15 protein-coding genes are annotated in these 20,449 nt (G+C 40.4%); 9 read left to right on the forward strand and 6 right to left on the reverse strand.

What is annotated here, in order from left to right; genetic code table 11:
- The first annotated feature begins 458 nt into the window (after window positions 1–458).
- Complete coding sequence (locus AAGA18_05890; GenBank protein ID MEM9444868.1) at window positions 459–1,970, forward strand: FAD-binding domain-containing protein; 1,512 nt, start codon at window positions 459–461, stop codon at window positions 1,968–1,970.
- A 95-nt stretch (window positions 1,971–2,065) separates the two neighbouring features.
- Window positions 2,066–3,199 (forward strand): FAD-binding domain-containing protein, encoded by a 1,134-nt coding sequence (locus tag AAGA18_05895; GenBank protein MEM9444869.1) that lies wholly within the window; start codon window positions 2,066–2,068, stop codon window positions 3,197–3,199.
- Window positions 3,200–3,384: 185 nt separating this feature from the next.
- Here the strand turns inward: AAGA18_05895 and AAGA18_05900 are convergent, their stop codons facing one another.
- On the reverse strand, window positions 3,385–4,701 hold the full coding sequence (locus AAGA18_05900) for an NAD(P)/FAD-dependent oxidoreductase (GenBank protein ID MEM9444870.1): 1,317 nt from the start codon (window positions 4,699–4,701) through the stop codon (window positions 3,385–3,387).
- Window positions 4,702–4,753: 52 nt separating this feature from the next.
- Window positions 4,754–6,271 (reverse strand): cryptochrome/photolyase family protein, encoded by a 1,518-nt coding sequence (locus tag AAGA18_05905; GenBank protein MEM9444871.1) that lies wholly within the window; start codon window positions 6,269–6,271, stop codon window positions 4,754–4,756.
- 142 nt (window positions 6,272–6,413) lie between these two features.
- Here AAGA18_05905 and AAGA18_05910 point away from each other — a divergent pair, with 142 nt between their 5' ends.
- Entirely contained in the window at window positions 6,414–7,136 is a 723-nt protein-coding gene (locus AAGA18_05910) for a DUF2071 domain-containing protein (GenBank protein MEM9444872.1), read from the forward strand.
- 514 nt (window positions 7,137–7,650) lie between these two features.
- Window positions 7,651–8,091, forward strand: coding sequence for a Dps family protein (locus tag AAGA18_05915; GenBank protein MEM9444873.1), 441 nt, complete (start codon window positions 7,651–7,653; stop codon window positions 8,089–8,091).
- A 300-nt stretch (window positions 8,092–8,391) separates the two neighbouring features.
- Here the strand turns inward: AAGA18_05915 and AAGA18_05920 are convergent, their stop codons facing one another.
- The 3 genes from AAGA18_05920 to AAGA18_05930 all read right to left on the reverse strand — a co-directional run bounded on the left by AAGA18_05920 (window position 8,392) and on the right by AAGA18_05930 (window position 10,940).
- Window positions 8,392–9,168, reverse strand: a complete 777-nt coding sequence (locus tag AAGA18_05920; GenBank protein MEM9444874.1) for a bacteriorhodopsin — start codon at window positions 9,166–9,168, stop codon at window positions 8,392–8,394.
- A 90-nt stretch (window positions 9,169–9,258) separates the two neighbouring features.
- On the reverse strand, window positions 9,259–10,161 hold the full coding sequence (locus tag AAGA18_05925) for a Brp/Blh family beta-carotene 15,15'-dioxygenase (protein MEM9444875.1): 903 nt from the start codon (window positions 10,159–10,161) through the stop codon (window positions 9,259–9,261).
- Window positions 10,143–10,940, reverse strand: a complete 798-nt coding sequence (locus AAGA18_05930; protein MEM9444876.1) for a lycopene cyclase domain-containing protein — start codon at window positions 10,938–10,940, stop codon at window positions 10,143–10,145. The genes AAGA18_05925 and AAGA18_05930 overlap by 19 nt, the downstream gene beginning before the upstream one ends.
- A gap of 940 nt (window positions 10,941–11,880) precedes the next feature.
- On the opposite strand from AAGA18_05930, the gene AAGA18_05935 reads away from it, so the two are divergent.
- Window positions 11,881–12,723 carry an RNA polymerase sigma factor RpoD/SigA gene (locus AAGA18_05935; GenBank protein MEM9444877.1) on the forward strand — a complete coding sequence of 281 codons (843 nt, stop codon included), beginning with the start codon at window positions 11,881–11,883 and terminating at the stop codon, window positions 12,721–12,723.
- Window positions 12,724–12,846: 123 nt separating this feature from the next.
- Here the strand turns inward: AAGA18_05935 and AAGA18_05940 are convergent, their stop codons facing one another.
- On the reverse strand, window positions 12,847–13,137 hold the full coding sequence (locus tag AAGA18_05940; GenBank protein MEM9444878.1) for a hypothetical protein: 291 nt from the start codon (window positions 13,135–13,137) through the stop codon (window positions 12,847–12,849).
- A 220-nt stretch (window positions 13,138–13,357) separates the two neighbouring features.
- On the opposite strand from AAGA18_05940, the gene AAGA18_05945 reads away from it, so the two are divergent.
- The 4 genes from AAGA18_05945 to AAGA18_05960 are packed head-to-tail and all read left to right on the forward strand — an operon-like array spanning window position 13,358 to window position 19,896.
- Entirely contained in the window at window positions 13,358–14,086 is a 729-nt protein-coding gene (locus AAGA18_05945; protein MEM9444879.1) for a TetR/AcrR family transcriptional regulator, read from the forward strand.
- 7 nt (window positions 14,087–14,093) lie between these two features.
- Window positions 14,094–15,302 carry an efflux RND transporter periplasmic adaptor subunit gene (locus AAGA18_05950; protein MEM9444880.1) on the forward strand — a complete coding sequence of 403 codons (1,209 nt, stop codon included), beginning with the start codon at window positions 14,094–14,096 and terminating at the stop codon, window positions 15,300–15,302.
- A gap of 2 nt (window positions 15,303–15,304) precedes the next feature.
- Window positions 15,305–18,451: an efflux RND transporter permease subunit gene (locus tag AAGA18_05955; GenBank protein ID MEM9444881.1), complete on the forward strand. Its 3,147-nt coding sequence runs from the start codon at window positions 15,305–15,307 to the stop codon at window positions 18,449–18,451.
- Entirely contained in the window at window positions 18,448–19,896 is a 1,449-nt protein-coding gene (locus tag AAGA18_05960; protein ID MEM9444882.1) for an efflux transporter outer membrane subunit, read from the forward strand. Before AAGA18_05955 ends, AAGA18_05960 begins: the two co-directional genes overlap by 4 nt.
- Window positions 19,897–20,449 lie beyond the last annotated feature (553 nt).

A 20,449-nucleotide genomic window follows, 5' to 3' on the forward strand; every position in this document is an offset into this window, starting at 1 on the left:
CATAGGGTCCTCTAGAGATATTGCCTTTTTGAGAACTATATCCCTAATTCTATCCAGATGGGTGTGGCCTCGGTTTAATCGCTAGCCTACGCTTGTTTATTAAAAACTAAGCTCAGAGGATGTGATTGAATGCCTCTTCATTGAAACTGTTGTACTTTTGGAGCATTTGTGAATGAATGGGTAACAGTGCCTAATCCAACCTGTCAATCTCTGGTTTCACCCGTGAAAGCTTCTAGAGATCTTTGTAGGCTCCTTGATGCTGAGATCCGTATGGATATCATAGGATCCATCCGGCGTAAAAATCTATAAATACTTGAATCTGCTAGATACCTGGGTTGAACCGAGGTATGGCAAAATTGGATGTTTAAAATGAATTCTAAAACGCTCTAGAAGAAGCTTGGCAACATATCATGCATATTTGAAAATTTGTATTATATTCAATCTAACGTCACCAAGATATGCAAGTTGTGTGGTTCAAACGAGATTTAAGAATTCATGATCATGAGGCTCTCAAGATTGCTTCAAGTAGAGGTGTTTTACTACCACTTTATATTCTAGAGCCTGAGCTATGGAGGCAACCTGATCTTAGCTGCAGACATTATGAATTTTTGCTGGAATGCCTCGAGGAATTAGATAAGGAGCTATGCCAATTGGGGCAGAATCTCATTATCAAGGTTGGCGATGCAGTCGAAGTCCTCAAGGATATAAATAAACGCCTTTCGATTCAGGAGTTGTGGTCACACCAGGAAACTTGGAATGGATGGACTTATAATAGAGATAAAAAAGTAAAAAACTGGACGATAAGTCATGGTATTCCCTGGCATGAACCTTCACAAACAGGTGTTATTAGGCGCTTGAGGAATCGTGATGGTTGGTCAACTCACTGGCGCGTTCAGATGACTAAAGAGTTAGTAAGGCCCATGGAGAGGCTACAAAAAATTGATGAAAAATCGGATACGCTTCCATCGCCTGCCTGCCTTGGTTTAAAGGAAGACGGATGCATTATGAGGCAAAAGGGTGGTCGCAAGGAAGCGTTGTCTTTGCTCAATGGATTTCTTTATAGCCGAGGGGAAGGCTATACAAAAGAAATGTCGTCACCGCTTAGTGCCTTCGATAGTTGTTCAAGACTTTCAGCTCATCTGGCATTTGGAACAGTCTCGATTCGTGAAGTGTTTCAAGCCAGCGAACGTCGAAGCGCCCAATTGAAAGAATTACCAAGAGGGGAAAAAGGAAAATGGCCTAGTGCTATGAGATCATTTTCTGGGCGACTGCGTTGGCATTGCCATTTCATTCAGAAGCTTGAAGATGAACCACGAATTGAGTTCAAGAACATGCACTCAGCATATGATGGGCTAAGAGAGCCTGATTTTAATGACGTTAGTTTTGCAGCATGGAAGGCGGGTTATACAGGTTACCCTATGATAGATGCATGTATGAGGGCATTATGGGCTACGGGATGGATTAATTTTCGCATGCGAGCCATGCTTATGAGTTTTGCGAGTTATCATTTGTGGCTTCATTGGAGAGAGCCCTCTCTTCATCTTGCCCGTTTGTTCACGGATTATGAGCCCGGCATTCACTATTCTCAGGCACAGATGCAAGCAGGGACAACGGGTATCAACAGTATTCGTATTTACAACCCAATCAAGCAGGGGATTGACCATGATCCGCAAGCAACATTTATTCGCAAGTGGGTGCCAGAATTGGAGAGTGTGCCGAATGTCAGTATCCACACTCCCTGGTTGTTACCAGAAAAGATGAATGGGTACCCTTTGCCCATAGTCGATGAAAAAATGGCCCGTAAAGAGGCAGCTAGTAAAGTATATCAAATAAGGAAAAATCTTAATCATAGGCGGGAGGCAGATCGAATCGTTCACAAACATGGTAGTAGAAAATCTGGAGTGAATAAGAGTGTAGCTCGAAAGAAAAGTGAGCGAGTTACTCGTGTGCAAGGAGTATTAGAGATCTAAGCTTTATGTGCTTCCCTGTTAATCGTGAAGAATCTCTAAATCAGCTTAAGAAATTTAGTCAGATTGCAAATCAGTATGCTAGTAAGAGGAATTATGTGGATAGGGAACTTCGCTATGTCTCAAAGTTATCACCGGCAATTCGGAGTAGATTAATCCTTGAGTATGAGGTCATTGAGCATCTTCTTGAAGCATATACTTTCTCGGCAATCGAAAAATATATACAAGAAGTCTATTGGCGGTTGTATTGGAAGGGATGGCTTGAATTTAGGCCTTATATTTGGCAAAAATATCTTGAAGAGCTCCAAGAGATAAAGAGCCAAGGCTCTAAGATGTTAAAAATAGCCAAGCAAATAGAATCAGCGCAAAGCGGAACTGATTTTGTGGACTATTTTATGAAGCAGCTAACTACAACTGGTTATTTACATAACCATGCTAGAATGTGGTTTGCGAGCTATTGGATTCACGCGATGAAACTCCCTTGGCAGCTGGGAGCAGATCTCTTCTACAGACATTTACTCGATGCAGACCCTGCTTCAAATACTCTGTCATGGAGATGGGTGGCAGGTCTTCAGACCAAAGGTAAAGCCTATCTCATATCACGTGCTAACTTAGAGAAATTCTGTGATCCAGAAATTTTGGGTAATAGGGATTATACGGCCATTGATCATGTGAAAGTTCGGGAAGGTATCGAGGAGAATGCAACCGATGATCAAATCATTGAGAATCAAGCATGTGAAGGTTCTCATACTTTTGTGAAAGAGAATGAACGATGCGGGCTATGGATTCATGGTGAAGATTTATTACCTGAGAAGAGTCTTTTATCTAAGCAACAATTCACAACGATTGTAGCTTTGCAGTCCTCAGCTTTAATGGAGAGGTACGGAATAAGTCGAAAGCGAATAGCCTACATGGGACAAGTTCTTACGGATGCCTTAGATAGAGCTAAAAATCATTACAAAGTTTCTGGTGATATGCTTGAGGTCTCAGCTTTACCCAGCTCGTTATTAGAGTGGGCGCTTCAAAATAAATTAAAGACTGTTTATACCATGAAAGCCTATATCGGGCCACTTAAAGATGAATTAGATCAAATTAAAAGGTTATTTCTGGAAAATAAAATTAGGCTCGTTTTAGTTGAAAGAGAGGAGGACCAAAGAATTTTTCCTTACGCTAAAAAAGGATTCTTCCATTTTTGGAAGAAAGCTTCCAAAGAAACTATCCTTAAGGGCTGAAGTTTAACCCGGATAATGCAGTAGACACTTAAAAACCTGTGCATAATCTTGTTCCCCAGGAAACATAGAGTTTCTTAGTCTGGTTGTTTGTTTCCTAAATTATCACAGAGTCTTTTCACTGTGGCTTAGGCTTGCGCATTTTTTCAACTTCTACTAAGTAATCTAGGTTAGAAATTCCCTTTATATCAGTGTCTAACCGTAATTTTAGATTTGATTTTATCTTCGGAGACTAGTTGCTGAGGATTTTTCAAATTGGTAATAATTCTTGCGCCTCTTTTGTAATTTACATAGGAGTATACCCATTGAACGAGAACAGCAATTTTGTTCCGAAAACCTATTAAGAAGACTAGGTGAATAAAAAGCCATAATGTCCATGCAATAAATCCAGAGAGATTGATCTTACCTATGCTGGCGACAGCTGCGGATCTTCCGATGGTGGCCATAGATCCTTTATCAAAATAAACAAAAGGTTTACGATCTAGCATTGGCGTAGATGAATCTATTTCGTTTTTGATATGCTTAGCAACGTAGTTTCCCATTTGAATAGCAGCCGGAGAAACCCCAGGAACTTTTTGATTAAGTGGATCAGTGAGTTTAACAATATCACCAATGGCAAAAACTTCTGGATGATCTGGTAGAGTACAGTCGGGATTAACTAAAATTTTTCCTGAGCGGTCGACTGGAACATCCAAGGAGCGAGTGATCGCTGGGGCTCCAACACCTGCAGCCCAAATAATATTTTCTGCATCGATTGCCACATCATCAAACTCTACTCTTTTATGGCGGATATCTTTAACCGGGGAGCTTAACATCATTTCAACTCCCATTTTTTCAAGTGTATCTTTTGCCTTGCATGGGAGTGGTTCACTGAATTGTCCAAGTATTTTGTCTGAAGCTTCTGCAAGAATAATACGACTGTTTTTTGGATTGATGTTTTTAAAGTCCCTTGGCAAAACATGGTGAGCAAGCTCGGCAAGCGCACCAGCCATTTCTACGCCGGTCGGTCCACCGCCTATCACAACCATAGTCATTAACCGTTGTTGTTCTTTTGGGTTATCGCTAAGTTCCGCTCGTTCATAAGCATGTAAAACAGAATTGCGAATTTTAGAAGCCTCTTCAAGCGACTTAAGCCCGACCGTATGCTTGGCCCATTCATCGTGGCCGAAATAATCATTCACTACCCCAAGTCCTATGACAAGATAATCATATTTGACGGTACGATTTGGGGTTAAAATGATTTTTTCATGAAGGTTAATGCCAGATACTTCGTCCATAATGACATGGATATTTTCATTTTTTGGTAAGGAAGAACGTATGGGTTTGGCGATTTCTGGCATCGAGAGGCCAGCAGTGGCTACTTGATAAAGTAACGGTTGGAATAAGTGATGATTGTTTTTATCAATAATGGTAACTTCGCAATCTGTATTAGCTAATCTTTTAGCACAAGCTAAGCCTCCAAATCCTGCCCCCAGAATGACAACTTGTTTCCTTACTTTCTTCATAATTTGAAGATAGTTCGCTTTGTGAAACAAGCAAATGGAGCTCGTGAATTTTTTACTCTCGAGGAAGTTTGTATCTAAGAATCTCTTTTTCTTCGTCCTTGGATAGCCTTGATAAATTTTTGTAGGCCAGGGTCATGCGCCTGTTATTTTTTAATTTTTCCTTATGACGCAATAGGAATTGCCAATAGAGAGTATTAAAGGGACACGCATCTTTACCTGTTCTAGCTTTGACATTATAGTGGCACTCCGGGCAAAAATTGGACATGCGATTGATATAAGCGCCACTAGCTATGTATGGCTTGGTGCCTACGATTCCTCCATCTGCATAGAGAGCCATGCCAATGGTATTTGGTGCCTCAACCCATTCGTAGGCGTCAGCGTAAACCGCCAAATACCATTGGTGAACTTCTTGAGGATTAATGCCTGCAAGTAGAGCAAAATTACCGGTAACCATCAGGCGCTGAATATGATGAGAATATGCCTCCTCTTTAGTGATGCGGATGACTTCATGCATACATCGCATTTTCGTTTCTGCGGTCCAATAAAAATCCGGTAGGGACTCTGATGCCTTTAAGGCATTTTTTTCAGTATAACCTGGCATATAATACCAGTAAATTCCTCTGATATATTCGCGCCAACCTATGATTTGACGGATAAATCCCTCGACCGCATTTAGGGGGGCTTTTTTTTCTTTGAAGGCTTTTTCAGCTCTAAAGCAAACGTAGAGTGGATCTAAAAGACCGGAGTTAATATAGAATGAAATCAGACTATGAAATAGAAAAGGTTCGTTGATTTTCATCGCATCTTGGTAATCACCAAAATTGGGTAAAATCCTGCTGATGAAGTCGTCTAGGGCTTTTTTTGCTTGTTTACTAGTTACAGCAAAGCCAAAAGGTGTACTGTTTCCAAAATGATGGCCATAAAGTTTTTCTACAATTTTGATAACCTCATTTGTGGTCGAGTCTGGTTTAAAACTAATGCGCGCGGGGAGTTTAATTTTCTTACCTAGTGGTTTTCGGTTTTGTTTATCTAGGTTCCAGGCTTCCCCCACCGGTTTTCCATTTGTTTCCATGAGCAGACCTGTTTTTTTCCTCATCTCACGGTAGAAGTATTCCATTATGAGTTCTTTGCGAGGGCTGGCCCAGTTCCGGAACTCTTCATGAGTCGCTAGAAAACGCGTGTCTTGAAGAACTTTAACAGGTATTCCTAATGTTTCACTCCATTGGGTTTTCATGGCATGAGTAAGGCGATATTCTCCCGCTTCCGTTACAAATAGTTGATCGACTGATCTTTTTTGTAATAGTCTTTTAGTCTCACCCAGTAAAGAATGTGAATTCTTAGGGTCATCGATTTTAGTGTAATGAAGATGATATCCCTTGGTTTTTAATTCTTCAGCAAAGTGGCGCATGGCTGAAAAAGTAAATATAATTTTCTTTTTATGGTGTGTAACATAAGTAGCTTCTTCATGGACTTCTGCCATGAGAACAATATCTTTATGTTTATCTATCCCGCTTAAAGTCGGTATGAGACTAGATAGCTGATCTCCTAAAATAAGACGTAGAACTCTCATAGTTTATTTTTTGAAAAATAAAGCAAATAGTCGTGGCATGATCATCTAGAATATCACCGCTGCAAGGCAGAGCAAGTCGGTGATTGTTTTTTATATACAGAAGTTGTTTCTAATTTCTCAAACCTAGGTTAGTTTATAGATAGTGGACTACTTATTAGAACATGTTAGCCATCGTCCATGGCCCTTGCCTCACAAATCTTGGAGGTGGAAGCAAAAATGGAAGGATCTGCTTTTTGTTCATTGGGAGGTTGATAAGGATTGGTTAAGAAGCAAAATTCCTCCAAAGCTCGAACTCGATCTTTTCAATGATAAAGCATGGATAGGCATTGTTCCATTTTCTATGTATGGGGTGACCTTGAAAGGCTTTCCTGCTCCAAAATTCATGTGCAATTTTCCAGAGATCAATATCCGAACATATGTCAGACATCGAGATAAAAGTGGAATTTGGTTTTTTAGCTTGGATGTGCCTAATCCTATTGCTGTTTGGGCTGCTCGAACATTCTTTTACCTTCCTTACTATCTTGCCAAGATGCAGGCTACTGATAATTCAGAAAATATTCATTATTTCCACCAGCGCAATGATAAGGTTTTTAACGCTTATTATAAGTCAGATAGACATTTAAATGTTGCTGCTGATTCCTTTGAGCATTGGGCAACAGAGAGGTATTGTCTTTATACGACAACGGCGAAAGGAGATTTAATTATAGGTCAAATACATCACCAAAAGTGGCCACTCAGGGAAGCAAAATTAGAGATCTTGCAGAATACTCTTTTAGATCGGATTCCAGTAGGTGGAATGCATTCCAGTATCTTATTTTCCAAATCGATAGATGTGATTATTTTCCCGATTGAGAAAGTTGAATAAATCAGCTTCGATATTGACGGATTTTGGAATGGTTATCCCAATAACTCTCAAATGTAGTTAAGTCTTTCTAAAGCAAAAAATTATTGGGTGATTCCATCACTCTTAGCAACTAGCTATTTGCATTTTAAGTGGAAGAGAGAAAGTGATTAAGATTATTATATAGACAACAAAGGAACCGCCTAAACAGATAGGGAGAAAATGCTCAATCTTACACATACTGTGCGCATGCAACGCTTTCGAATGTGTAATTGAAATGAACTCTTACTATGCGCTATCCGGGTTTACATGAAAATCCATTAAAGAATCATCTGTCCCTTAATGAACTCTTTGTGGTTTCGTCTATACTATATCTATGCACAATAAAGAATTTTTGTTTGATACCTATTTAGTCTGACTTATTGTATCGACCTTAATGGAAAACTTAAAAAGTGATGATTTTAAAGAGAATTGCTATTATCTCGGTGCTTTAGACTTGAGCATCTAGCAAGACTAGTATTTAGAAATTATAGTTTATATGAGCAAACCTATAGTAGAAGCATTAAGATTAGTTGTAGCGGACACCTATGCATTGATCGGGCAGACTCACCTTTGTCATTGGAACGTGAGAGGTACGTCTTTTTTCTCTCTGCACACAGCATTTGAAGAGCAGTACAATGAACTTTTTGTGGCCGTCGATGAAATCGCTGAAAGAATTCGTGCCAAAGGTGCTCTCGCTCCGGGTGGATTAGCAAATCTTGCTAAGATGGCTGAAATAACCGAAATCTCAGAAAATGCATCAGCTCAGGATATGGTGCGTCATCTTGTAAAATGCAATGATAAGTTGCTTAATGATCTGAAGGATGCAAGAGATAAAGCAGGAATGGCTAACGATTCGGAAACTGAAGACTTAATGATAGCGCGTATTCAGATTCATGAAAAGACCATCTGGATGCTCAAGAGCTTTCTCGAGACCTAAACTTTCATAGACTTGATAAAATACTTCAGTTTTAACATAGTATGAGAGTGATGAAGGTTAGCTTAAGTTATTATGTTTTAAGCCTTTAGAAAGATTTATACTTTGAGAAAGTAAAGTCGCAAAAATAATAGGATTCCCTTTTTGTAGAGGATTTAATGGTTTTGAATAAAGATAGTCCTCCCATAGTTTTTTGATAAATCGAAAAAGCCGACAAATGTTATATCTGCCGGCTTTTTATTTGAGTCAAGGATAAAATCTAGTCACTTAAAATAATATATCTCAATAAGTGGTTCCTATTACTTAATTCGAGGTGCTTTGAGATTCTTCAAGACTTCGTAGTCTAGCTATATTGAAAATAATAAGCCCATAACCACATTTAGCTGCAATATCTGCAATGCAATAGCCAACTTGCAAAAATACCTCAGCGCTTGCTCCTTCTAGTCCATAGAACGGGGCCATATATGCGATCGGGTAAAATCCCCAGCTAAATAAAGTCAACAGTCCAGCATTTCTGAGTAAAACAGAGATCTCTTTTGTTGAGTTTTCCATTGAAGTCTTAAGATGTTTAATCACAGTAATAAGAATATAGACAAACGGAATGGTACTTAATAATCCCCACAACCCGCGGTTGGAAATTAGTTCCGTGCTTTCTCGATCTATTTCTCCTGGATATCCCAATGCTATCATAAGAAAAGAAGCTGTTCCTAATTTGACGATAAGAGATTTAGTTAGGGCACTGGATAAGCCTAAAACTAATACCAATTCTACCATGAGAAGTGGAACTGTTAGTAGCCAATCCACATAACGATAGGCATCGTTAAATAACAGGCCGCTTGATACAAATGTGTTAGTTGTAGTATTCATATCGAAAGCTTTTTCCCAGCTCTCAAAAATTCTAAAATAATGATAGCCTGCAATAAATACAACTAGGGCTGAGGCAACAACGGAGCCCTGGTATTTTGATGAAATTTTGTTTTTTGCTAAAACAAAGAAAACAAAGCATGCAAACATACATGCTATGGTTAATGACATTGCGTTATAAACTAATTGGTACTCACCAATTGATAATTCTTGCATATAATCTCCTTTAGATTTGTTTTATTAGTTGAATAGTTATTATTCAATTACTGACGCTACAACAATTTTTTGATTGTGTAAAATTTAGTATTAAGATTTTTTGATTTTGTCTATTAACGAATAAATAATTGTGTGTGGCCATGTTAAAGACCATAAGATGATTAAATAAGATCCAATCAAAGAGTATATATCAATTGAAGATAAATTTCTGAATAGAGCAAAAGCTACTACAAATATTATGCCTGCCAGAGTAAAAGGTAGAGATGCTTTGTAAAAATTAAACCAGTTAACTTTTAATACTGAATTCTTCTCAATAACAAAATTTCCGCCCAGTTTCATACAAGTTAAATTGATGTGTCTACGTGAGTGCCAAAAGGAAAAATACAATCCAATGGAAACAAGAGGCGGCAGGAATATTAATAGGCAAATAAGAGCTATGTCCTCAGATATAATTTTTAGCTTTCTTTGCTTGATTGCAGTTTGATTCTTTCGAAGTAATGTCCAATGTATTATTCCGGTTAATAGCAATAAAAGCCCTACTGATACTTTGACATAATGGGAATTAATCCAATCTGTTGCTATACCTGAATAGTTAGGCTCTATAAAGCTAATGGCTTCGTTCAGTGCTCTGCTATATTCCTTGGCATTAAATATCAGAGGAGTTAACATAGGAATAGCACCTCTCCAAAGACCAAAAATGAACGAAAGTTTAGTGCCTCTATGTTTTTCGTAATAAAGATCAGCTTGTCCCCAATGGTACCAGGTCAAAAAAATTAATCCCCATGCTGCGACCCAAGGGCTAATAAACCAAACTGAAAGAAAGAATAAAGCTACGAATATATAGGCAAATACGAATAGAGTTAATCTCCTAACAGACATTGTTTTTTTAATAATAGCAAAATAAAGGTAGTGATCGATTGCACCGTGCGGCATTCCTAGGACCAAGAGTGTAGCGAGAAAGATGGCAGCTGATACTATTTGAAAATCAAACATGATTGAATGAGGGAGTTATCATTCTTCCTATGACGTAATTTCCAACGAGTGCTTGCTTGATAGAATAGTATTAGGCCTTGGACCACAAGTAGATTAGTTATAAGGAAGAACAGTCCTTCTTCAAAGGGCAGGGACAGTATTTTCCATCCTGTGCTGGTCTCGGGACGTATGTGCCAGATTTGCCAGTCGATTGCAATCATATCCACTAAACAAAGATAAACAGTAGGGACAATCAGAGCTGGCAAAAGAATTCTTTTCATTTTCCAAATTAACTCACCACCATACCAGCATTGAAAGGCCAGAACGGGACAAGCCCAGACTAGGATTAATCCTAAGTAATTGAATTGATCAGGCATATAAAAATAAAGGATGACTCCAATGATACTTAAAAAAAGAAAGAGTATCATACCATTTTTTGAAATACGGTTTCCTCTATTCAGCTCCTTAGTGAGAGGCTCTAAACTGACCCTATTTTGACTCACGAAGTATTGCAGAAATAGTCCTGTTGCGATTGGTTGTAAGAACATAAACATATACTCCTCTATAGGTACAAAGCCAATAATCATTGAATCGATGACTCTCTCATCACCGTATCCCCAGACATTCGATGCAACCAGGTAGTTGTCCCAGGGGCTTGTGTAAAGTAAAGCTATAAAAGATAGAGTAATCATTCCTGATTTAATTAGGGGTATATTTGGCTTTTTTTCAAGACGGCATAGAAAGTAGGCTGCTAGGATTAAAGGTAAAATAAAAACAAGCAGGAAAGTTAAATATGTCACTACTCCTAGTATTACTCCAAACAACAATTGAGCAATAGCGGATCTTCATATTATTATTTCTTTTAATTACTGAGATGTGAATTCTTTGTTTCTAAGACTAGAGAGTCGTTATAGAGATAAATTTAGCTAACATGATTAGCAGAACTGCTTAATGTTATTATCTAGTTCAACTACACAATTTAATTAAACTCCAATGATACCAGAGAGAGTGAAAGATCAGTTCAGGATCTTTGCCTCAAGAAACATACAGTCTCCTAGAGGCATCACCTTAGTGATACATCTTCACTGACTCTCTTTTCCTTGTGGCTCAACCTTTTACTTATCTCGTTCAAGGCTTATGATACAATCGGGGTTAATAAGTAAACTTTGAGATTTATAAAAGTACGTTCAGCAAGATATGAGGAATGTCTCCTGGATCCTTGAAGTGATGATTCCCCTTCTAATCCGCCAGAATCACGGGAAAATCAAATCAAATACAGAAAGCAAGCGCCTAGTGAAAAATACAAGAGTGTTTCCGGTGAAGCCAGGGCTAAAAATAGGCCAATGCTATTTAGAAAAGTTAAGTAGTATCATATAAAAATTTCAAAGGGTTATTTTATTTAATGTGAGGTTTTCAGTCTAAACAAGATGCAGAGTTTTTATGAACAAAATTATCTAAATGTTGAGGCTTGATTTGCGTCTCTAAACTCTCGTTTTGTTAAAGAGGTTTTTTGTCTTTATCACTTAGTAGTCAGTATGTCATTTTCAAATCATTAGATCGCCAGAAAGCTAATCCAGATAGAGGCAGATCTGAATTGGCTATTGCTAAAACGATAGGCATACTAGTTAAAAGAGCTGGTAGATACTCTATTAGCATTTGTTATTATTTAGAATTTGTGGATTCATCATTTGCGAAAGTTTCAATAAGAATTACTATCTACACGTAGAAAGAGAATAAACTATGCTATCCGATGAAAAACAAGGCGCCCTGGCCACTTATTTGAATGAAATTAGTTCACTGCCGCTTCTTACACACGAGCAAGTGGTGCGTTTGAGTCAACAGATTCAAAAAGGAGATGAAAAAGCCCGAGAAACGTTGATTCAAGGAAATCTGAGGTTGGTTGTTACAATAGCTAATGAATATTCGAACTTAGGCTTGCCAGTTCTCGACCTTATATCAGAGGGTAACATAGGTCTTATGAAAGCTGCAGATCGTTATGATCCATCTGTTGGCGCAAAATTTAGCACATATGCTGCATGGTGGATCAAGCAGGGAATTAAAAGGGCTCTATCTAACCACAGCAAAACAATACGACTACCGGTTCATATTGTGGACAAACTTGCAAAGATGAGGCGTCTATCGATTGCGTTGACTGAAGAACTTGGAAGAGAGCCAACGGAGGAAGAAATAGGCAAAAAGCTTGAAATAAGCATCAAAAAGGTAAACCAGCTTAAAAAAGTTAGTCTTAGCACTGTCTCTTTGAACGCGGTGATAGGGCCTGAAAATACAAATGAACTTGGGGAGATTATACCTGATGAGAACGCTATGGACCCATCAACTTCGCTTACCCAAGAGACCATGAGGCAAATTGCAGATAGTGTCTGGGATGAATTAAATGATAGAGAGAAAACAATTATATCACTTCGATTCCCCCAAGATGGTGAGAGGGAGATGACGCTGGAAAAAATTGGTGAAAGGTTGTCCATTACACGTGAGCGTGTTAGGCAACTACAGAATCAGGCATTGCTCAAACTACGTCAGGCTATCGAAAGAAAGGATGTTTCAATGGAGCCTGCTTTCTAAGATAATCGTAGAACTTGTTTTGGTAGGTAAAGGTCAAAGATCTTAAGAAATATACAAAATCATCTAAGCATTATTTTAGTGCGTAATTTTAAAACTATCCATCTCCTGGATCATACAATTGTTTTAGGATTTTAGCCGTTGGTCTAACAAATTCAGGCAGTCTTGAAGTTCTTCTCGTAGCTTCATTAATTCGTCTTCATTATGATTGTGAGTGAACAAGCTATTGCGAACAAGATCCTGTAAATCTTTTGAGACTATTAAATTTCCATCAAACTCGACACCTAATTGGCCATTAGGATAGAAACCCAGGTCAATGTTTTGTCGCAAATGGATAAGAACACTGTAAGGGTATGTTTCAATTATTTTTGTAAATGAGGTGAGTAGTGATTCTTTTAATTCATCTGATGCAGTCATTAGAAATATATGCTTATATTGTTTTTAAGCATAAGTATAGCTTACAATTAGTTCCGTGATTATCAAAAAAATTTTTGCACTAATAGATCACAAATATTCTGGCGAAAAATAGGATAAGTAGGCTGTTCTCCTTTTACGTGCCCAAGATCACAAGCCGCACAATATAAACTAAAAATAAAAATTTGACCCCGAGTCATGTTATGCGATTTTCGAAGATAATATGAGTGTAACCACTGCCAGGAAAGCCAGAGAAAGAGAAAAGCGGCAAACTCTCATCGTTGAAAAATCTGATGAACTATTAAAAGAACATGGCTACCATGGGTTTAATCTGGATAGGTTGGCGGAGCGTGTAGAATATTCCAAAGGGACCCTTTATCAACACTTTGAAAGCAAAGAAGACATCGTTTTAGCAGTAGTTATTGAGCATATCAAATATCGGGCTGAACTATTTAAAAAGGCCTCTGAGTTCCAAGGCCGGGCACGAGAACGGATGACAGGCGTAGGCATGGCTGACTCTATCCTGGTTAAGTTGGTGCCGCATTCCTTTGCGCTGAACCAATTTGTGCAAACACCCTCCGTCTGGGAAAGAACCTCCGATAAGATGCGTGATTTGGCAAAAGAGATGATGTGCAAAGTTGGAGAGCCTCCTCAAACCATTTTGAGGGATGCAGTTTCGAGTGGAGATCTTCCTAAAAATGTTGTTCCTCATTCTGTCATGGCAGGCCTCATTTGCCTGGCAAAGGGGACGCATCTGATGTCGCAGGCAGAGTTGGTTCCCTGTGGAGAACTTCAAAAAATCGCTCCCCAAGACTTGCCCAAGAATTATGATTATTTTCTTGATGGAGTTGGTTGGGGTCCCTCATCAAAGGTTTGGGATTATACCGGAACCCGTCGCCGTTTGAGAGATGAAGTCTTTCATTCCGAGATGGCTAAGATAACTAAATTTTAGGATAAAAATGAAATTTGACTTAAAGTCAATTATAGAAAAAGAATTCAATTTTGGGCGATTGGATCTAAATTCAGTGTCCGCTTTTTTATTGATCAAGGGATCTGCCGCAGTGATTTTGTTGATGGGTTGTAGCGGGGCTGTAACGCAACCCGTGCAAAACAGCCGGATGATTGTAAATGTTGCGAAACTTGAGCCTCGGAATAATTATGAGGTGCAAAAGTCTTTCGTGGGCCGAGTGGAGGCAAAACGAACGAGTGAGATCGGCTTCGAGCTCTCCGGGAAAGTCTTAAGTGTGGAGGTTGAGGAAGGCAACCGAATTGAAGCGGGAGGTGTGGTTGCTGTTTTAGATACGGATATTCTTGATGCGCGTCGGAAGGAAGCTCAGGCGTCCTTGGACAAGCTTTCAGCAGATCAGAAATTAGCGGAACTTACCTTGCAAAGAACACAAAGAGCGCACGACTTGGAGGCTGTCTCTGACCAACAATTAGACGATGCTCAACAGGCGCTAGTGGGTTTAACCGCAGCAGCTATACAAGCTGCTGCGAGCCTTAAGGTTATTGATGTTGAATTGGAGAAGAGCGTTATCAAATCTCCTTACAATGCACTCGTCTCAAGACGATTCATTGATGAGGGCAGAGTAGTTGAGGCTGGAACACCTATTGTTACCGTGATGGAAATGGGAAAGCCTGAGGCTCGGATTGGTATTGCCGGAAACTCGGTAAAGCAATTAAAGATAGGAGAGAGCCATACTCTTGTTGTTCAGGGTCGTGAGGTAGAGGCACACATCAAAGCGATACTTCCTATCCGCGATGTGAGGAGCCGGAGCGTAGATGTTCTTTTCGATCTGGAATTATCTATAGAGGAGGTTAGAGATGGTGACCTAGTGACACTCAATCTAAAGCGATCAATTCAAGAGAGGGGGGCCTGGGTGCCTATTCACGCTTTAGCTGAGAATTCGCGAGGTCTATGGGCACTTTATATTTTGAAAAATATAGAAGCTGAAGAAGCGACTCTCGTGCGTGAAAATGTAGAGCTTCTTTATTACGAAGGAGAGCGTGCTTTTGTACGCGGCGCTCTGATGGAACAGACCTTCTATGTAATAGATGGTTTACATAAACTGGTTCCTCAGCAACTGGTTCGTTTCCGGGAAATATCCTATCACTCAGATCATAGAAAAGATTCCAAGCTAGCAGCAAATTCAGATGCTGAAGAATAATTATGGATTCGTTAAGCACTCTTTTTTTCCGAAACAGGCATTTGTTGGTGCTCTCTATAGTGGTTATTTTAGTAGGAGGACTAAGCGCTTTTCAAAATCTTCCTAGGCAGGAGGACCCTCGCATTGTCAACCGAAGTCCACTTGTTTTGACTTTTATGCCCGGTGCATCGACAGAGCGCGTAGAAACCCTGATTACGGAAATTTTGGAAGAATCCTTAGATGAAATTGCTGAGATTAAAGATCTTGAATCTACTTCGCGAGCGGGGGCTTCTCTTATTTCGATCGAACTAATGGATTGGGTGGAAGACGATCAGAAGGATGAGATTTTTTCAAGAATTCGAGATAAATTAGCGGAGGCTGCTGCTTCACTTCCACCTGAAGCATCCGAGCCCTTGATGGATGACAAAAGAAATGCCATTGCATTTACAAAAATCCTTGCCCTTAAGTGGGTGGGTTCAGGTGCTCCCAAGTTAGGTATACTCAATCGTTTGGCTGAAGATTTAGCGGATCAAATGCGCAATGTAAATGGAACAGAGCTTGTTCGTATTTATGGAGCTCCGCGCGAGGAAATAACGGTTGAGGCTAGGTGGCAAGAATTGGCGGAAATAGGGCTAAGCACACGAGAGATTGCTCAGTCTATAGCGCTTGCAGATACCAAAGCACCCTCAGGAACCTTAAGAGCAGACGAGGCCAATGTGCAAGTAGAGGTAGAAGGAGAGTTAGATTCTATTAATCGTGTTGCAGATATTCCGATAGGTTCGAATCAAACTTCTGCTCTCTTAAGAGTAGGGGATATTGCCGAAGTGAAGAAAGGGTGGCAAATACCTGTCAGAGACATGGGGTTTGTCGACGGACAACGCAGTGTCTTGTTAGCAGTTCGCATGGAAGCAGGTCAGCGTATAGATAAGTGGTCGAAACGAGCAAACCTTCTTGTTGATGAATTTAGCAAAAACACGGGAGCATCCGTTGAGTTAGAGAGTGTCTTTGCGCAAGTGAATTACACCATGGATAGGCTTAATACCTTAGTCAGTAATCTGGTAGCGGGAGCACTTATTGTGATGACAGTGGTATTTGTCATGATGGGGTGGCGCTTAGCTCTTATTATTGGGGCTGCTTTGCCTTTAGTGGTTGCTATTGTTCTGTTTGTATTTCAAATCAGTGGCATTCCTATTCATCAGATGTCTGTTTTTGGAATGATCATTGCCTTAGGATTGTTGATTGATAATGCTATCGTTATGGCAGATGAAGTGGCCACTAGAAAAGCTAAAGGCCTGTCAGGTCTTGTTGCGGTTAGGGAATCTGTGCACCATTTGTTCCTTCCGTTGTTGTCATCAACTATTACCACCGTATTAGCGTTTGCTCCAATCTTTCTTCTGCCGGGCGGTGCGGGTGATTTTGTAGGAACTATATCGACCGGTGTGATTCTCGCTTTGTTAGCTTCTTTTGTGGTAGCGATGACCATTACTTCTGCATTAAGTGGTATTTTCGTAAAACCGCCCAATGAGCAAGAAAAGAGACGTTTTTTAGCAGATGGTTGGGGACACAAGATAGAGGGATTTTTATCGGGAATACTTCGCTTATCACTTATCAAGCCGGTTTTAGCTATTTTATGTGTAGGTGGCTTAGCGGTGTTTGGTTTCGTGCTTTCGACAACATTGGGAAATTCCTTCTTTCCAGCGGTAGATCGAAACATGTTTGAATTACATCTCTGGCTTCCTGAAAGTGCTTCCATTGGTAAAACCAAAGATCAAGCGTTGGAAGTTGAGCGGGCGATTAACACTTTTGAGGAAAGCAAAAGAGTTTACTGGTTAGTAGGGGGAAGCTTTCCCTCAGTTTACTACAACCTCATTATGAATAAAGATAACTCACCTTTTTATGCCCATGGAATCATTACTACAGGAAGTGCGAAAGAAACGGATCTTCTTATTCCAAAGCTGCAGCAAACGCTGGATAATCAATTCCCAGGAGCACAAATTGTCATTCGTGAGTTCGGTCAAGGACCGCCTGTTGTGGCTGACATTGAGTACCGCATCTACGGACCTAGCATAGAAGGAATACAAGACATAGGTGAAAAGGTGCGCTACTACCTGCAAAAGCATCCCGATGTGTTGGCGACGCAAACCACACTTCCGAGAGCTGAACCTAAAATTTTTATCAAAGCTAGTGAAGAAGAAGCCAATTTAGCAGGCTTAACGTTGGGAAATTTGGCGCAGCAACTCCAGGGGAATTTAGAAGGCGCTTTAGGAGGTAGTGTCATAGAAGATCTTGAAGAAATACCTATACGCGTGCGTTTAGCTCACGCTCAAAGACAACGTTCAGATCGTGTGGCTTCAACCAACTTCATTGCACAGGGTTCTGAAAGCTGGGTTCCGCTTTCTGCCTTAGGAGAAGTGGAACTACGGCCAGAAATAGGAGGTATAACTCGTTTCAATGGAGAGAGGACAAATATCATCAAAGCTTATACGGTCAACGATGCTTTACCTATTGATATAACCCAGGCTGTTCTAAAAGAAATAAGAGAGACCGACGGTGTATTGCCACCGGGGTATCGCGTAGACATCGGTGGTACTGCGGAACAAGATGCTGAGGCAAAAGGTAATCTTGTTCTCTATATTCCCATCCTCTTAACCCTAACCATAGCCACCCTGATTTTAACCTTCCGCTCATTAGTATTAGCAGTTCTGCTCCTGATAAGTGCAGGGTTATCTGTTGGCTTTGGATTGATCGCCACTTGGGTCATGCAGTTTCCCATTAGTTTTAATACAATTCTCGGCTCGCTAGGGCTTATTGGTTTGGCATTTAACAATAGTATTGTTGTCATTGCCGCGATCCGTATGAATCCTCATTCGCGAGCTGGTGATATAGATGCCGTTCATCAAGCGGTGGTAGGAGCGACCCGGCACATTGTTTCCACAACTTTGACTACCATAGGAGGGTTCTTACCACTGCTCCTTTTAGTGGGCGGGGAGTTTTGGCCTTCGCTAGCTATTGTCTTGGGTGGAGGAGTCGGCGGCTCTATGTTTCTTGCGCTTGTATTCACACCGGCTAGTTATGTTTTGCTTGCTCACTTGGGAATGATTCGGGAGCCGAAGCGCAGGAGTGAGAAAAGCACTATCATTAAGCATGAAATGGAGTTTCAAACCTCATGAAAAGACAGGATCTTCACGTGACACTCGTGTTGAGTATAGTAGCATTGCTTTCAGGTTGTGCGGTTGGTCCTGATTATGAGGAGCCTCTATTCGGCTTGCAAGGTCCATCATTAATAGGTGAAGATACTCGCTTTACCGAAGTGGCACCAGATCCGTTTTGGTGGAGACAATGGGATGACCCGGTTCTCGAGAAGCTAATTATGCAGGGAGTGCTTTATAACAAGGATCTTCAAATTGCTTGGGCAAATCTCAATGAATCGAGAGCATTGCGAGGCTTGCAGGAACTTGACCTTTTGCCAAGTGTGACGGCTGACGGAACTTATCAAAATTCGAAAGCAAGCGAAAACGTTTTTCGTAACGGATTTCCTACCTTTGATTCGAGTCAGGATGATTTTTACTCACTGGGTTTTGATGCCACTTGGGAGCTCGATCTCTATGGAAGAGTACGGCGCCAGGCAGAAGCAGCTAGGGCACGCTTTGAAAAATCGACATCATCTTATGAGAACACCCTGATTTCATTAGTGAGTGAAATAGCTAGAGAGTATGCTGAGTTGCGAGGATTTGATGACCGTCTAGAGATAGCGAAAAGAAATGCGGGCAATCAGAAAAAAACCTTAGAAGTTACTCAAAATCTCGAAGAGTCTGGTCTAGGTAATGAATTTGACCGGACTCGTGCGGAAGCCAATTTGGCACTTACGGAATCGAGTATTCCTGAATTGAAAGGAGAGCAACTAGCTGCTTTAAATCGCTTGGCAGTCCTCATTGGTCTGATGCCTGGGGAGATTACGGAATGGATGAAACCACGGGCCGGAATAATCTCAGTTCCTACCGAGGTTGCAGTTGGGTTGAGCTCAGAAATTTTACGGCGTCGTCCAGATATCAAAGTTGCAGAAAGAGAGTTGGCTGCGGCGACTGCTGAGGTTGGAGTTGCAGAAGCCGACTTTTTCCCCCGGTTTGTCTTTAGTGGTTCGTTAAGTTTAGATAGCAGTGATGCAGGAAAAATTTTTACCGCTGGAAGTGGAACATGGTCCTTTGGTCCCGGTATGCAGTGGGCTTTCTTGGATCTTGGTAGAGTCATTCAGAATAAACGAGCTGCGGATGCTCGATTGGATGCTGCTGTGGCAATGTATGAGAAAGCAGTCCTCACGGCTCTGGAAGAAACACTTTCCGCCATGGCTAGATTGGAAGCAGAATCAAAACGTGCTGCAAAATTGGCGGAGGCCGTCAAAGCTAATCGACGAGCAGTTGAATTATCTAAAATTCGTTATCAGCAAGGGTTGGATAGTCTTTTACCGGTCTTAGATGTCGAACGCCAATTGCTCCAGTCAGAGGAAGAACTTTCCTTAAGCCAAACCAGACAAAGCATACTGCTCATAACCCTTTACAAAGCTTTAGGTGGACTCGCTTTGCCTCCTCCATCTGTTTTAACCCAACTGACGTCCTAGAAACGTAAAGATCTGTATAGTCTTTTGGTGTTTGGATCTGTTGATATCAGGGATCAATCCGGTGGAAAAATCTCGAAATACTTCAATCTCCAGGATACCTCGATTGAACCAGGGCACCACAAAGATGCTCTAGAGGTATCACCTGTTTGAGACTTTTGTCTCTATTTTATTGGCATGGGCGCTGCGCGCTTGATCGCTTTGCCCTGGCTTGTTTAGAAGAACTACACTCAGATGGGTGATTGAATACCTCGCCGTTGACTCTCTTTGCTCTCTATCTCAAGTTTTTAGGCATCTTGTTGAGCTTCTATGACATCATCCGATGTCTAAAATCTTCGTGTATGACTGTACAATTTTTACTAAATTTACCTAAATAAGATATATTATGTCTGACACAATGGTTACATCTATAATTATGTTTATGTATTACCTGTTGACCTGACTCCCTAAAAATGTGCCAGACTGAGTGTTAGTTCTCTGATAGAAAAAGGAGAACAATATGAGGCAAAAAAGACACAAAGTAGAAGAAATTATAAGAATACTGCGACAAGCAGAT

The sequence above is a fragment of the Verrucomicrobiota bacterium genome, assembly GCA_039192515.1.
Classification (GTDB): domain Bacteria; phylum Verrucomicrobiota; class Verrucomicrobiia; order Methylacidiphilales; family JBCCWR01; genus JBCCWR01.

Coding starts and splice junctions, on each gene's coding strand:
- AAGA18_05950 (MEM9444880.1), top strand. CDS start 14,094: ATGAAATTTGACTTAAAGTCAATTATAGAAAAAGAATTCAATTTTGGG.
- AAGA18_05960 (MEM9444882.1), top strand. CDS start 18,448: ATGAAAAGACAGGATCTTCACGTGACACTCGTGTTGAGTATAGTAGCA.
- AAGA18_05940 (MEM9444878.1), bottom strand. CDS start 13,137: ATGACTGCATCAGATGAATTAAAAGAATCACTACTCACCTCATTTACA.
- AAGA18_05905 (MEM9444871.1), bottom strand. CDS start 6,271: ATGAGAGTTCTACGTCTTATTTTAGGAGATCAGCTATCTAGTCTCATA.
- AAGA18_05955 (MEM9444881.1), top strand. CDS start 15,305: ATGGATTCGTTAAGCACTCTTTTTTTCCGAAACAGGCATTTGTTGGTG.
- AAGA18_05915 (MEM9444873.1), top strand. CDS start 7,651: ATGAGCAAACCTATAGTAGAAGCATTAAGATTAGTTGTAGCGGACACC.
- AAGA18_05935 (MEM9444877.1), top strand. CDS start 11,881: ATGCTATCCGATGAAAAACAAGGCGCCCTGGCCACTTATTTGAATGAA.
- AAGA18_05920 (MEM9444874.1), bottom strand. CDS start 9,168: ATGCAAGAATTATCAATTGGTGAGTACCAATTAGTTTATAACGCAATG.
- AAGA18_05925 (MEM9444875.1), bottom strand. CDS start 10,161: ATGTTTGATTTTCAAATAGTATCAGCTGCCATCTTTCTCGCTACACTC.
- AAGA18_05945 (MEM9444879.1), top strand. CDS start 13,358: ATGAGTGTAACCACTGCCAGGAAAGCCAGAGAAAGAGAAAAGCGGCAA.
- AAGA18_05900 (MEM9444870.1), bottom strand. CDS start 4,701: ATGAAGAAAGTAAGGAAACAAGTTGTCATTCTGGGGGCAGGATTTGGA.
- AAGA18_05890 (MEM9444868.1), top strand. CDS start 459: ATGCAAGTTGTGTGGTTCAAACGAGATTTAAGAATTCATGATCATGAG.